This is a genomic window from Anaeromyxobacter sp. (assembly GCA_016718565.1).
Lineage (GTDB): Bacteria > Myxococcota > Myxococcia > Myxococcales > Anaeromyxobacteraceae > JADKCZ01.
Genome location: JADKCZ010000002.1, coordinates 99,703 through 113,183 on the forward strand (window position 1 = coordinate 99,703; position 13,481 = coordinate 113,183).

Genomic DNA, 13,481 nt, shown 5'->3' on the forward strand with positions numbered 1-13,481 from the left:
ACCCCGTCCGCCCGCCCGCGCTAGGCGCGGGCCTCCTCGACCTTGGGGGTCGCGGTGGGGGGCGGCTCCGGCGTGGGCGGCTTGCGGCCCACCGGGTTCTCCTCCAGGGCCGCCGCCAGCACCTCCTCCATGTGCGTGGCGAAGACGAACTCCAGCTCCTTGCGGGCCTGCTCGGGCACGTCCACCAGGTCCTTCTCGCAGCGGGCCGGCATGATGACCCGCTTGATGCCGGCCCGGTGGGCCGCCAGGACCTTCTCCTTGATGCCGCCCACCGGCAGCACCAGGCCGCGCAGCGTCACCTCGCCGGTCATGGCCACGTTGGAGCGCACCCGGATGCCGGTCAGCAGCGAGACCAGCGCCGTGAGGATGGTGACGCCGGCCGACGGGCCGTCCTTGGGGATGGAGCCGGCCGGGAAGTGGATGTGCAGGTCGGTCTTCTCCAGGAAGTTGGCGGCGATGCCCAGCTTGTCGGCGTTGGAGCGCAGGTAGCTGAGCGCGGCCTGGGCCGACTCCTTCATGACGTCGCCGAGCTGGCCGGTCAGCGTCATGGACCCCTTGCCCGGCATGCGGGTGGCCTCGATGAAGAGGATGTCCCCGCCGGCGGCCGTCCAGGCCAGGCCGGTGGCCACGCCGGCCAGCTCGGTCCGCTCGGCCGTCTCGTCGTAGAACTTCTCCGGCCCGAGCATCTCCGGCAGGTCGGGCTCCTCCACCTGGCGCTTGGCCCCGGCCGCCACCTTGCCGCTGGCCACCTCCACCGCGATGGCGCGGCAGACGTCGGCGATGCGCCGCTCCAGCGAGCGGACCCCGGCCTCGCGGGTGTAGCCGGTGACGATCTTGATGATGGCCTTCTCGGAGAAGGTGACCGCGTCGGCCGAGAGGCCGTGCTCCCGCAGCTGCTTGGGGATGAGGTGGTTGATGGCGATGTGGACCTTCTCCTCGAAGGTGTAGCCGGGCAGCTCGAGGATCTCCATGCGGTCCCGCAGCGGCCCGGGGATGGGGTCGAGCAGGTTGGCGGTGGCGATGAACATCACCTTGGAGAGGTCGAAGGCCACGTCGAGGTAGTGGTCGGAGAAGGTGTTGTTCTGCTCCGGGTCCAGCACCTCCAGGAGCGCCGCGCTGGGGTCGCCGCGGAAGTCGGCGCCCAGCTTGTCGATCTCGTCGAGCATCATGACCGGGTTGTGGGTGGCGGCCTTCTTCATCGACTGGATGATGCGGCCGGGGAGGGCGCCCACGTAGGTGCGCCGGTGGCCGCGGATCTCGGCCTCGTCGCGCACGCCGCCCAGGCTGAGCCGCACGAACTTGCGGCCGGTGGCGCGCGCCACCGACTGGCCCAGCGACGTCTTGCCCACGCCGGGCGGGCCCACCAGGCAGAGGATGGGGCCGCGCATGTCGTTCTTCAGCTTGCGCACCGCCAGGTACTCGAGGATGCGCTTCTTGATCTTCTGCAGGCCGTAGTGATCGTGGTCGAGGACGCCGCGGGCGTTCTCGATGTCCAGGTTGTCCTCGGTCTGCTTGGACCAGGGGAGGTCGGCGATCCAGTCGAGGTAGGTGCGGGCGACGGTGTACTCGGAGCTGGCGGTGGGGATGGCCTTGAGCCGGTTGAGCTCCTTCTGGGCCACCTTCTCGACCTCGGGGGGCAGGCCGGCCTTCTTGAGCCGCTCCTGCAGCTCGTCGAGCTCCTCCTCCTCCTCGCCGATCTCGCCCAGCTCCTCCTTGATGGCCTTGAGCTGCTGCCGCAGGTAGTACTCGCGCTGCGTCTTCGACATCTCGCCCTTCACGGCGGAGTCGATCTTGTTGGAGAGCTTGAGGATCTCGCGCTTGCGGTTGAGCAGCTCGAGGACCAGCTTCATGCGGGCCTTCAGGTCCACCGTCTCCAGGACCTGCTGCTTCTCCTCGATGGGCACGTCGACGTTGGCGGCGATGAGGTCGGCCAGGTGGCCGGGGTGGGTGATCGACTCGACCAGCTCGGTGGCCGCCGCCGGCAGCTCCGGCATCAGCTCGATGACCTCGCGCGCCAGCTTCTTGAGGTTGATGGCCAGCGCCTCGACCTCCACGTCCTCGACGTCGGTCTTGTCCTCGACCGGGTCGACGCGGGCCTTCAGGTAGGGCGACTCCTGCACCAGCTCCAGCACCTTGAAGCGGGCCAGGCCCTGCACCACCAGGGAGTAGTTGTCCTCCCCCATCTTGAGCAGCTTCACCACCCGGGCCACCGTGCCGACGGTGTAGAGGTCGGGGGCGCCAGGGTCCTCCTCCTCCGCCTTGCGCTGGGTCACCACGCCGATGACCTGCTCGTCGCGGACCGCGTCCTTGATGAGGGCGATGGTCTTGGCGCGGCCCACCGCCAGCGGCAGCACGCCGCCCGGGAAGAAGACCGAGTTGCGGAGCGGCAGGATGGGCAGGACGGCCGGGATGTCCTCCCGGTTGATGAGACCAGGCGGCCCCATGGCCGGCGCCACCTGCGCGCCCACGGCGCCCTTCTCTTTCTTCTCGGACATCTGCCTCTCCTTGGCCTGCCGATGCAGGAGGCCGCTCGACAGGGGATACCCACCAGAGGCCGCCTTGGCAACAAGATGTACCCGGATGGTCTCACGGTCGCCCAGCGCCACGCACGGCCTAACGGGGCGTCAACGCGACCGTTTGACCGGGGTCCGGGGGGCCGTTAGCATCCGGGCGCTCGCCACCCGTCACGCCGCCGGAGTCCGCCATCGTCCGCCTGGGCCACATCAGCGACCTGCACCTCGCCGACCGGGCGCGCTACCCGCGCAACGGCTTCTCCGCCAAGGACTGCGACAAGCACTCCTCCAAGCTGGCCAAGGGGCTGCTCGACGCGCTGCGCGAGGTGGGCGTGGACCACCTGGTGGTCACCGGCGACCTGACCCTCTCGGCAGAGCCGCGCGAGTTCGAGCGGGCGGCCGACCTGCTCCGGCCCTGGGCCGAGGCGGGCAAGCTCACCGTGGTGCCGGGCAACCACGACGTCTGGACGGCCGACGCGGTGGACACCGGCCGGTTCCTCCGGGCGGTGGGGCCCGACGGCAAGGGCATGCGCCGCCCGGCCCCGACCTACCCCCACGTGGTGCCGCTGGGGCCGGAGGTGGTGCTGGTGGCCCTGGACAGCGCCCGCTACGGCGAGGACCCGCGCGCCACCACCGGCAAGCTGGGCGCCGACCAGCTCAAGGCGGTGCGCGAGCTCTGCCGCGAGCACCAGAAGCAGGGCAAGGCCACCCTGCTGGCCTTCCACCACCACGTGCTCCTGCCCCCCGACCGCATCCCCTCCGACGTCCACGTGGCCCGCATGGCGCTGGCCGACGCCGACCAGGTGATCCGGCTGCTGGCCGAGCTGCCGGTGGCGGCGGTGCTGCACGGCCACCGCCACTGCGCCTTCCGGGTGGACGTGCCGGGCGTCAAGGGCCCGGTGCCCATCCTGTGCGCCGGCTCGGTGTCCCGCACCTCGGACGAGCCGGTGCGCCGCGCGCGCGCCTACGTCTACGAGCTGGACGCCGGCGGCGTGCGCGGGGTCGAGGCGCTGGTCTCCGGCGCGGCCTGACGCGGTCCCTCGCTGCACCTCACCTCGGGAGAGTCGACATGAAGCGGCTGCTGCTGGTGGCCCTGCCGGCCGGCCTGGCGATGCTGGGCGCCATCCTGCTGCTCCAGGCCTGGCGCGCCCGCGGCGACGCCTTCGAGGCCCGCCTGGAGCGCTCGCGCCTCAAGCGGGAGTTCGCCGAGCGCTCGGCGCTGGCCCGGGCCCTGCCCACCGCGCCGCCCGAGGCCTGGCAGGCCGAGTCGGCGGCCCTGGTGCGCTGGTACGTGGAGGGGCTGTCCGCCATCCGCAACCGCCACCCCGGCGAGCCGGCCCGGCCCACCGCCCTGGCCGCCGCGGAGGAGGAGAAGAAGCTGGCGGCCAAGGATCGGGAGACCCTGCTCGACTTCCAGCGGTACGCCGAGGAGCGGTTCGAGCTGCTGCGCGGCGCACGGTACGCGCCGGTGGCCTCGGCCGTGGCCGAGGGGCTGCGCCTCGACCTGCTGGCCATCCAGCCCGGTCCGTCGCCCGAGGGCGGACCGGGCCTGCGGGTGGACTTCGCCCTGTGGGGCGCGCCGCGCCTGCTGGAGCGCGAGGCCACCGGCGAGCGCTCGGTGGCCCGGACGGTGGTGCCGGTGGCCCTGCGCCAGCTCTCCCTGCGGCTGCTCGACGAGCAGGGGGCGCTCTTCGGCGGCATGGCCGGCGGCGGCGAGCCGCACCAGAAGCTGCTGGACGGCGAGCGGTTCGTGGAGGACTTCCCGCCCGCCATCCTCTTCGGCACCTACTGGCTGGAGCTGCTGCCGCGCCAGCCGGTGACCCTGGAGCTGGAGCTGACCGCCTCGGTGCGCGGCGCCTCGGGGCGCGAGCGGCCGGCGGCGCTGATCGTGACCCTGCCCATCGAGGAGGGGTGGCGGCTGCCGCCCGGCGCCGAGTTCAAGGCCGAGGTGCGAGAGGGGCCCCAGCCGGTGGCCCGGTGACCCAGGCCGTGGCGAGGAAGAAGGGAGCGGCCGCGGCGGGGAAGGTGAAGCCCGCGAAGCCGAAGGCAGGGAAGCCCGTGAAGCCGAAGGCGGCCAGGGGCGCGAAGGCGGCTCCGAAGGCGCCCGGCGCGCCGCGGAAGCGCCCTGCTGCGGCGAAGAAGGCAGCCGCGACCTCAGCCACAACCTCGACCCCGACCTCGACCCCGACCCCGGCCGCGACCCCGGCCGCGACCCCGGCCGCGACCGTCCCCGCCCCAGCCCCGCTGGCCGCCGAGCCCGCAGCCCCGGCCCTGGCGCACCCCCCCGCCTCCGACGACATCCCCTTCGAGGAGCTCACCCGCGACGCCACCTCGGCCTTCCTCTACACCGCGCTCCTCCCCGAGGAGACCCTGGCGCTGGTGAAGCGGCTGGGCCTCTCGGCGCCGGGCTTCCGGCCGGAGGGGCTCGGCGAGGTGGAGCGCTGCGATCTCCTGGCCGACGAGCTCCGGGCCCACCCGCCGTCGCGCGCCCCGCTGCTGGCCGCCATGCGCAAGGGGCTGAAGGAGCCGGCCTTCCCTGGCAGCGCGCTCGACCTGCACGCGGCAGAGGAGCTGCTGGAGGTGGCCGGCAGCGACCACGGCCTGGCCATCGCCCTGTGGCGCCTGCTGTGCGACGAGCAGCCCGCGGTCCGAGCCCGGGGCGCCGCGGCGCTGGAGCAGCTGGCCGCCGAGTGGTACGGGCCCGCCGGCGGGCCTGGGTTGGGTGGCGGCGACGGGGGGCAGGGGATCGAGGACGGCCCGGCTCCTCCGGCGCGCCAGCGGCCGGGCGCGGCGCCGCCCGGTGACGCCGACCAGCGGGCCGAGGCGGCCGAGCGGCGGGCCCGCGGGCTGGAGGAGCGGCTGGCCCAGGCCGAGGCGCAGGTGGAGGCGGTGCGCGGCCGGGGCGAGGCGCAGCGGGACAAGCTCCAGGCCCAGCTCAAGGAGGCCAGGGCCGAGGCGGCCCGCGCCGCGGACGAGGCGGCCCGCGCCCGCCAGGCCGCCGAGGGCGCCCGCGGCGCCCAGCGCGCCGCCGAGGTGGCCCTGGCCGCGGCGCGGGCCGGCGACGCCGCCGCCGAGATGACCCGGCTGCGCGGCGCCCTGCGGGACGCCGAGGTCAGGCTGCACGCCGCCGAGGCCGGTGGGGCCAGGGCCGCCGAGCGGGCCGCCGCCTCGGAGGCCGCGCTCCGTGAGGCGGAGGCCAGGGCGGCCGCCGGCGGGGCCGGGGAGGGGAGCGCGCCGCCGCCCTCCGTCGAGGGCGACGAGCCGGAGGAGGCCCCGGCCAACTGGCTCCTGCCGATCTTCTCGGCCGAGTTCTACGACTCGCTGCAGGGGTGGGACCGGCGCATCCAGCGGGCCGCGCTGAAGCAGGCCTTCCTGCTCTCGCAGGACTGGCGCCACCCGTCGCTGCGGGCGCTGGCGCTGGAGGGGCTGCCCGGCTACTACCGCGTCCGCGTCGCCACCGACGTCCGGCTCATCTACCGGCGCGGCGAGCGCCAGGACACCGTGGAGCTCTGCTCCCTCATCGACCGCGAGGATCTCGATCGCTACGTGCGCCAGGCCAAGACCAGGTGACGGGCGCGTGCCCGGGAGGCGCCACCGCCCGGGCCGACCCTACTGGATCTTGCGGTAGACCCCGACCACCACGCCCAGGATCATGGTGGAGCGGAAGTCCTCCTCCGCCACGTAGATAGGGGCCATGCGGGGGTTGGAGGGCTGGAAGCGCACCCGCTTCCCCTCGAAGTAGACCCGCTTCACGGTGGCCTCGTCGTCGATCATGGCCACCACGATCTCGCCGTCGGAGGCGTTGAGCTGCTTCTTCACGAAGATGTAGTCGCCCGGCATGATGCCGTCGCCGATCATCGAGTCGCCCTGGACCTTGAGCCCGTAGACCTTCTTGGTCGTGCCGAGCAGGAAGGAGTCCACCTGCACGGTGTCCTCGATCCGCTCCTGCGCCAGGATGGGCTGGCCGGCGGCCACCCGCCCGATGATGGGGACGTCCACCATGCGCGAGCCGGACTTGCCCCCGCCGGGGAACTTGATGACGTTGCTCGGCGGGCGCGCCGCGGTGGCCGCCCCCCCCAGCACCTGGCGGGCCGCCGTGGTGGGGATGAGCGCCCGCGACTTGACCGGGTCGCGCGAGAGGAAGCCCTTGCGCTCCAGCGCCTTCAGGTGGTCGTTGACCCCGTTGGTGGAGCGGATGTCGAGCGCCTCGCCGATCTCGCGGATGGTGGGCGGGTAGCCCCGCTCCTCGATCTCGCTGGCGATGAAGCGGAGCACCTCGAGCTGCCGATCGGTCAAGCCATTCATGACGCCTCCTGAACGGGGGTATACTGTCACGACGTTCAGTCCGCTGCAAGTTCGCGGCCCGGCCGGCCCGTTGCCGCCCCCGGACCTCCCCGGTACGGTGGCGCCCGTGCCGACGACCCCCCTCCCGCTCTCCGCCGCCGCCTCGCTCGGCCTGCGCGCCCTGATCCGGCAGGCCTGGCTGACCGGGGTGGGGCTGCTGGTGGCGCTGGTGCGGCGCGGCCTGGGCTGGCCGGCGCTGCTGGTCGGGGGGCTCCTGGTGCTGCGAGGCGCGGTGGCAGGGGCCCGGCTGGCCCCGCTCTCGCCCGGGGCGCCGCTGGCCGGCGTGGCCGTGGTCCTCGGGAGCCCCCGGGTGGTGGCGCTGCTGGTCGGCCTGTGGCTGGCCGGGGTGCTGCTCGGCCTGGCGCTGCGGCTGGCCTGGCTGGCCGGCGCGCTCCCCACGCTGGCGGCGGCGCTCGGGCCGGCCCCGGATCCGAGCCCCCGCTTCGCCGACGGGGTGGCCCACCTGCTGCCGCGCCTGCTGCCGGTGGCGCTGCTGGCGCTGCTCATGGAGCTGGGCGGCGCCGGCTTCGCCGTCGTGCTGGCCCTGGCGGCGCTGCGGCTGGCGCCGGCCGGCGCCGTGGCGGGGCAGGCCTGGCTGGCCGCGCCGGTGGCGCTGGCCCTGACGCTGGCGCTCCTGGTGCCGCTGGCGCTCTCGGTGGTGGCCGACGCCGCGCTGGTGCGGGCGGCGGTGCGGGCCGAGGGGCCGCTCACCGCCCTGGCCGGGGCCGTCGAGCGCTTCGTGCGCCGCCCGGCCACCTTCCTGCTGGGCGGGCTGCTCTTCGCCGCCGCCTCGCTGGCCGGCGGGGTGGCGCTCGGGTCGCTGGGCAGCGCCGCCACCGGCTTCGCCCCCGGGGCGGCGCCGCTGGTGCTCCTCGGCCCTCAGCTCATGCTGGGGGCGCTGGGGGTGGTGGTGGCGGCGGCCACGGAGCTCTGGTGGCTGGCGAGCCTGACCGCGCTGGCGACCCACGCGGAAGGAACTGGCGCAGGCTGATCTTGCGCAGCGGGGGCGAGGCGTAGAAGGCCAGCGCCAGCACCGCCAGCCCCAGGCCGGCCGCCAGCGAGGCCACCCCCAGCGCCGGCCGCGGGCTGGTGGCCACGATGACCAGGCCACCCACCAGCAGCGACGAGGCGATCAGCCCCAGGAAGAGCAGCACGCCCACCGCCGAGATCTTCCGGCCGATGGCCTCGGCCTCGTCGGAGCGGACCTTCACCTGCAGCTTGCCGCCCTCCAGATCGGCCAGGATCTGCTGCAGCTGGGTGGGCACGTCCTCGGCCAGCCCCTGCAGCTTGAGCAGGCTCTTCATGAGGACGCCCGAGGCGTCCTGCGGGTTGAGCCGCGCCAGCATGAGCTCGCGGGCGTAGGGCAGGCCCACCTCCAGGATGTCGAGGCGCGGGTAGAGCCGCCGGATGACCCCCTCCACCGTCATGCTCGCCTTGGCGAGCACGGCGTACTCCTTGGGCACCTTGACCCGGTGGCGCACCGCCAGGTCCAGCAGGTCGCGCAGCAGGGAGGAGGTGCGGATCTCGTCGAGCTTGAGCCCCAGGTACCGCTCCAGCATGCCGGCCACGTCGCCGCGGAACTCGGAGAAGGGGACCCGGGAGTCGGGCGCCCCCAGCTTGTTGAGGAGCCGCGCCACCGAGTCCGGGTCGCGCAGCGCCACCGCCACGATGAGGGTGACCAGCGCCTCCTGCTGGGTGCGCGACAGCCGCCCCACCAGCCCGAAGTCCAGCAGCGCGATGCGCTCGCCCGACAGCACCAGGATGTTGCCGGGGTGCGGGTCGCCGTGGAACAGGCCGTCCTCGAAGAGCTGGCGGAAGGAGGCCTCGATGATGGTGCGGGCCAGCTTCTCGAGGTCGTGGCCGGACTCGGCCGTGACGTCGTTGAGCTTGACCCCGTCGATGAAGTCCAGGGTCAGCACCCGCGAGGAGGAGAGCGCGTCGTGCACCCGCGGGATGACCACGTAGTCGCGCCCGGCGGCCGCGTCGCGCATGGCCCGCGCGTTGCGCGCCTCGTTCTCGAAGTCCAGCTCCTCGTGCACCGTCCGGTCGAACTCGCCGATGAGGGCGGTGGGGGTGGAGATGCCGGTCTCCTCCACCACCGCCTCCAGCAGCCGCGCCAGGTAGGTGAGCAGGGCCAGGTCGGCGTCGATGCGCTCGCGGATGTCCGGCCGCTGCACCTTCACCACCACCTGCTCGCCGCCGTGGGTGACGGCCCGGTGCACCTGGGCGATGGAGGCGCTGGCCAGCGGCCGCGGGTCCAGCGAGGCGAAGACGGTCTCCACCGGCGCGCCCAGCGCCTCCTCGATGACCCGGCGGACGTCGGCCACCGGCAGGGGCGGGCAGTCGTCCTGCAGCGCCTCCAGCTCCTCGATCCAGTGGGCCGGCAGCAGGTCGGGGCGGGTGGAGAGCAGCTGGCCGAGCTTGATGAAGGTGGGGCCGAGCTCGCCGAGCAGCAGGCGGAACTGGCGGGCGGTGGCCCGGTCGGCCTTGGGCAGCTCGCCGGCGACGGGCGCCTCCTGCCCCAGCACCTCGCGCAGGCGGGTCCGCGCCAGGTAGGCCCCGAAGCCGTGCCGCACCGCGGCGGCCGCGATCTGCCGCAGCCGGTTGAGATCCTGGAACGCCTCCTTCAGCATGAGCGGGCGATGCTAGCACCGGGGGGTGGTTCACGGTAGAACGCCCCGGCCATGGCGGAGATCCCGGCCGCGCCCACGCCCATGATGCGGCAGTACCTGGAGGTGAAGGCGCGCCACCCCGACGCCATCCTCTTCTTCCGCCTGGGCGACTTCTACGAGATGTTCTCGGAGGACGCGGTGGCGGCCTCCCAGGCGCTGGGCATCACGCTGACGGCGCGCTCCAAGGGGGACGACAAGATCCCCATGTGCGGCGTGCCCTACCACGCCGCCCGCGGCCACGTGGCCCGCCTGCTGGAGCAGGGCTTCAAGGTGGCCATCTGCGACCAGGTCGAGGAGCCCGGCAAGGGCACCATCGTGCGCCGCGAGGTCACCCGGGTGGTCACCCCGGGCACGGTCTTCGACGAGCAGATGCTGGATCCGCGCGAGGCCAGCTTCCTGGGCGCGGTGGCGCTGGGCGAGGCGGGCGGCGGCCTGGCCCTGCTGGACGCCACCACCGGGCAGCTGCGCTGCGGCGAGGTGGCCGACGACGCCCGCCTGGCCGACGAGCTCCGGCGGGCCGGGGCCCGCGAGCTGCTCTTCGCCCGCGGCGCCGCGCCGGCCCGGGTGGAGGCGCTGGCCCGGCTGGTGGGCGCCCCGCACGCCCTGCGCGACGACGCCGACTTCGAGCGCGGCGCCGAGAAGCTGCGCCGCCACCTGGGGGCCGCCTCGCTCGACGGCTTCGGGGTGGGCGGCCTGCCGCTGGGGCTCTCCGCCGCCGCCGCGGCGCTGGCCTACCTGGCCGAGACGCAGCGCGCCGCGCCGGCCCACGTGGACCGCATCTCGCGCCTGGCCACCGAGGGGGTGCTGCTGCTCGACGAGGCCACCCGCACCAACCTGGAGCTGGAGCGGGCCCTGCACGGCGGCAAGCGCAAGGGCTCGCTGCTCGGGCTGCTGGACCGCTCGGTCACCGCGCCGGGCGGGCGCCTGCTGGCGGAGTGGCTGCGCTACCCCCTCACCGACGTGCCGGCCATCATGGCCCGGCTCGACGCGGTGGAGGAGCTGGCCGGGTCGTCGGTGCTGCGCGAGGACCTGGCCCAGGCCCTCCGGCCGGTGGCCGACGCCGAGCGGCTGCTGTCGCGCCTGACGCTCCGGCAGGGCACCGGGCGCGACGCCCGGGCGCTGTGCGGCGCGCTGCTGGCGCTGCCGTCGCTGGCCGACCTGCTGGAGGCGCGGGCCTCGCCGCTGCTGCGGCAGGCCGGCGCGGCGGCCCGCGGGCTGGAGGGGCTGGCCGCCGCGCTCGACCGGGCGGTGGCCCAGGAGCCCCCCGCCACCCTGGCCGACGGCGGCACCATCCGCCGCGGCCACTCGGCCGAGCTCGACGAGCTGACCACCATCGCCGAGGACGGCAAGGGATACATCGCCCGGCTGGAGGCGCGCGAGAAGGCCCGCACCGGCATCGGCTCGCTCAAGGTCCGCTTCAACAAGGTCTTCGGCTACTTCATCGAGGTCACCAAGGCCAACCTGCACGCCGTGCCGGCCGACTACCAGCGCCGCCAGACCACGGTGGGCGGCGAGCGCTTCATCACCCCGGAGCTGAAGGACTTCGAGGAGAAGGTGCTCACCGCCGAGGAGCGCGGCCTGGCGCTGGAGCAGCGGCTCTTCGAGGCGCTGCGCCTCACGGTGGTGGCCGAGGGGGCGCGCATCCGCACCGCCGCGGCCGCGGTGGCGGTGGGCGACGTGCTGCTGGCGCTGGCACGGGTGGCCGCCGAGCGCGGCTACGTGCGGCCCGAGGTGGACGCCTCCGAGGCGCTCGACCTGGTGGAGGCGCGCCACCCGGTGGTGGAGGCCATGCTGCCGTCCGACTCGGGCGGGTTCGTGCCGAACGACGTCCAGGTGGCGGCGGCCGGCGACCCGGCGGCGGCCGCCCACGGCACCTTCCAGGTCATCACCGGCCCCAACATGGCCGGCAAGTCCACCGTGATGCGGCAGGCCGCCCTGTGCGTGCTGCTGGCGCAGGTGGGGTCCTTCGTGCCGGCGCGGCGCGCCCGGGTGGGGGTGGCCGACCGGATCTTCACCCGGGTGGGCGCCTCCGACGACCTGGCCCGCGGCCGCTCCACCTTCATGGTGGAGATGACCGAGACCGCGGCCATCCTGCACAACGCCACCCGCCGCTCGCTGGTGATCCTCGACGAGATCGGCCGCGGCACCTCCACCTTCGACGGGGTCTCCATCGCCTGGGCGGTGGCGGAGCACCTGCACGACCGGGTGGGCTGCCGGACCCTCTTCGCCACCCACTACCACGAGCTGCAGGAGCTGGCCCGGGAGCGGCCCGGGGTGCGCAACCTCTCGGTGGCGGTCCGGGAGGTGGGCGACCAGGTGGTCTTCCTGCGCAAGCTGGTGGCCGGCGGGGCCTCGCGCAGCTACGGCATCGAGGTGGCCAAGCTGGCCGGCCTGCCCGGCGAGGTGCTGGCCCGCGCCCGCGAGATCCTGAAGAACCTGGAGGCCATGGAGCTCGACGAGGCCGGCCACGCCCAGCTGGCGCGCGGGCGCCGCGAGCGGGCCCGCCGGGCGGCCGAGCCGGCGGCGCAGCTGGGGCTCTTCGGCGCGCCGCCGGATCCGGCGGCGGCGGCGCTCAAGGCCGAGCTCGAGGCGCTCGACGTCGACGCCCTGCGGCCGCTCGACGCGCTCAACCTGCTGGCCGGGATGAAGAAGCGCCTGGGCGGGTAGGGCCCCGGACAAATGAAGAGGGGCCGGTCGCCCGGCCCCTCGTCACTGCGGCGAAGCGGTGGTGCCTAGCCCTTGATGTGGCACTCGGCGCACTTCGTCGGGCCCTTCTTCTCGGTCTCGTGGCACTTCTTGCAGAGGCCGTGGGCCTTGTCCTTCGACCAGCCGGCGATCTTCCCGCCCTTGGCGTCGTCGTGGCAGATCTTGCAGTCCTTCAGCTTGTCGGCGTGGGCCTTGTGGGTGAAGGTGACCTTGCCGTTCTTGGTGTCGAAGGTCTTGGTGGCCGGGGCATCGGCGGCAACGGCCGAGCCCACGAGGACGAAGGCGGCGGCGACGGCGACGAGGATCTTGTTCACGGTTCTGCTCCTGGAGATCTGGGGCGGACCAGCCCGCCCGTCAATTGGACGCGGCACTCTAGCCATTATTCAGAGGAGGGCCAGAGAATTGTGCCGCGAATCCGGCATGATGCGACCCTGTCTCAGCCGCTGCCCCTCGGCCAGGCGCTGAACGGCCGTTGACGCCCCGGGTCAGAGGCCGTGAGGGGACTTCTTGACGGCCTCTCAGGCCAACTCCAGCACCTTCGCCACCAGGGCGTCGATGCCGGTCGCCACGTCGGCGATCCAGGGGCCGAGCATGTAGGCCGGTGTCGAGACCACCTTGAGCCGCTCGTCGACGGCGATCTCGTCGACCCGGCGCACCACGTGACGGGCCCCCCAGGACTCGATGGCGGCGGCCGTCTCCGGGTCGTCGCCCACGGTCACCTCGACCCGCTCGGCGCCCAGCACCCGCGCCGCCACCACGGGCGCGATGCAGATGAAGCCCATGGGCTTGCCGGCGTCGCGCATGGCCCGCACCAGGGCCTCCACCTGCGGCAGGACCCGCATCTGGCGTCCCTCGGTGGCGAAGGAGCAGAGGTTCTTGGCCACCCCGAACCCCCCGGGGAGGATGAGGGCGTCGAGGTCCGCGGCGGAGACCCGGTCCAGCGCGGTGATCTTCCCGCGCACCAGCCGGGCCGACTCGGCCAGCACGCCGCGCACCTGGCCGGCCGCGGGCTGCTTGGCCAGGTGGTCGACCACGTGGTGCTGGGCCACGTCCGGGGCGGTGGCCACCAGCCTGGCCCCGCGACGGTCGAGCGAGAGGAGGGTGCAGGTGGCCTCCTGGATCTCCGCGCCATCGAGGAAGCCGCAGCCGGAGAGCAGCACGCCAACGCGCTTCTGGGTCGCCATGAGCAGGACCTCCGAGTGGGACGCGGATCATAGCGCCGGCGCGGCCGAAAAGTGGACCGCGA

The 13,481-nt window shown here is 74.1% G+C and carries 10 protein-coding genes; 5 read left to right on the forward strand and 5 right to left on the reverse strand.

From position 1 onward, the window contains the following. Positions 1-20: 20 nt before the first annotated feature. Entirely contained in the window at positions 21-2,495 is a 2,475-nt protein-coding gene (lon, locus tag IPO09_07220; GenBank protein MBK9517136.1) for an endopeptidase La, read from the reverse strand. A gap of 209 nt (positions 2,496-2,704) precedes the next feature. Here lon and IPO09_07225 point away from each other — a divergent pair, with 209 nt between their 5' ends. From IPO09_07225 to IPO09_07235, 3 genes are read left to right on the forward strand one after another with little or no spacing between them, the layout of a single operon-like run. Continuing rightward, positions 2,705-3,544 carry a metallophosphoesterase gene (locus IPO09_07225; protein MBK9517137.1) on the forward strand — a complete coding sequence of 280 codons (840 nt, stop codon included), beginning with the start codon at positions 2,705-2,707 and terminating at the stop codon, positions 3,542-3,544. A gap of 38 nt (positions 3,545-3,582) precedes the next feature. Next, on the forward strand, positions 3,583-4,494 hold the full coding sequence (locus IPO09_07230; GenBank protein ID MBK9517138.1) for a hypothetical protein: 912 nt from the start codon (positions 3,583-3,585) through the stop codon (positions 4,492-4,494). A gap of 44 nt (positions 4,495-4,538) precedes the next feature. Beyond that, complete coding sequence (locus IPO09_07235) at positions 4,539-6,083, forward strand: hypothetical protein (protein ID MBK9517139.1); 1,545 nt, start codon at positions 4,539-4,541, stop codon at positions 6,081-6,083. A gap of 39 nt (positions 6,084-6,122) precedes the next feature. On the opposite strand, the gene lexA is transcribed toward IPO09_07235, so the two are convergent. Continuing rightward, positions 6,123-6,818 (reverse strand): transcriptional repressor LexA, encoded by a 696-nt coding sequence (gene lexA / locus IPO09_07240; protein MBK9517140.1) that lies wholly within the window; start codon positions 6,816-6,818, stop codon positions 6,123-6,125. A 106-nt stretch (positions 6,819-6,924) separates the two neighbouring features. Here lexA and IPO09_07245 point away from each other — a divergent pair, with 106 nt between their 5' ends. Next, positions 6,925-7,848 (forward strand): hypothetical protein, encoded by a 924-nt coding sequence (locus tag IPO09_07245; protein ID MBK9517141.1) that lies wholly within the window; start codon positions 6,925-6,927, stop codon positions 7,846-7,848. Here IPO09_07245 and IPO09_07250 read toward each other — a convergent pair. Beyond that, positions 7,742-9,490: an AarF/ABC1/UbiB kinase family protein gene (locus tag IPO09_07250; protein ID MBK9517142.1), complete on the reverse strand. Its 1,749-nt coding sequence runs from the start codon at positions 9,488-9,490 to the stop codon at positions 7,742-7,744. The genes IPO09_07245 and IPO09_07250 overlap by 107 nt on opposite strands. 51 nt (positions 9,491-9,541) lie before the next feature. On the opposite strand from IPO09_07250, the gene mutS reads away from it, so the two are divergent. Continuing rightward, positions 9,542-12,196, forward strand: coding sequence for a DNA mismatch repair protein MutS (mutS, locus tag IPO09_07255; GenBank protein MBK9517143.1), 2,655 nt, complete (start codon positions 9,542-9,544; stop codon positions 12,194-12,196). 65 nt (positions 12,197-12,261) lie between these two features. On the opposite strand, the gene IPO09_07260 is transcribed toward mutS, so the two are convergent. Further along, positions 12,262-12,615 carry a cytochrome c3 family protein gene (locus tag IPO09_07260; GenBank protein ID MBK9517144.1) on the reverse strand — a complete coding sequence of 118 codons (354 nt, stop codon included), beginning with the start codon at positions 12,613-12,615 and terminating at the stop codon, positions 12,262-12,264. Between the two features lie 138 nt (positions 12,616-12,753). After that, positions 12,754-13,419, reverse strand: a complete 666-nt coding sequence (gene elbB / locus IPO09_07265; protein ID MBK9517145.1) for an isoprenoid biosynthesis glyoxalase ElbB — start codon at positions 13,417-13,419, stop codon at positions 12,754-12,756. Between the last annotated feature and the right edge of the window lie 62 nt (positions 13,420-13,481).

What these genes read in the sequence shown, in the direction of transcription:
- IPO09_07250 (MBK9517142.1), bottom strand. Translation starts at nt 9,490, where the DNA reads ATGCTGAAGGAGGCGTTCCAGGATCTCAACCGGCTGCGGCAGATCGCG.
- mutS (MBK9517143.1), top strand. Translation starts at nt 9,542, where the DNA reads ATGGCGGAGATCCCGGCCGCGCCCACGCCCATGATGCGGCAGTACCTG.
- lon (MBK9517136.1), bottom strand. Translation starts at nt 2,495, where the DNA reads ATGTCCGAGAAGAAAGAGAAGGGCGCCGTGGGCGCGCAGGTGGCGCCG.
- IPO09_07260 (MBK9517144.1), bottom strand. Translation starts at nt 12,615, where the DNA reads ATGGCTAGAGTGCCGCGTCCAATTGACGGGCGGGCTGGTCCGCCCCAG.
- IPO09_07230 (MBK9517138.1), top strand. Translation starts at nt 3,583, where the DNA reads ATGAAGCGGCTGCTGCTGGTGGCCCTGCCGGCCGGCCTGGCGATGCTG.
- lexA (MBK9517140.1), bottom strand. Translation starts at nt 6,818, where the DNA reads ATGAATGGCTTGACCGATCGGCAGCTCGAGGTGCTCCGCTTCATCGCC.
- elbB (MBK9517145.1), bottom strand. Translation starts at nt 13,419, where the DNA reads ATGGCGACCCAGAAGCGCGTTGGCGTGCTGCTCTCCGGCTGCGGCTTC.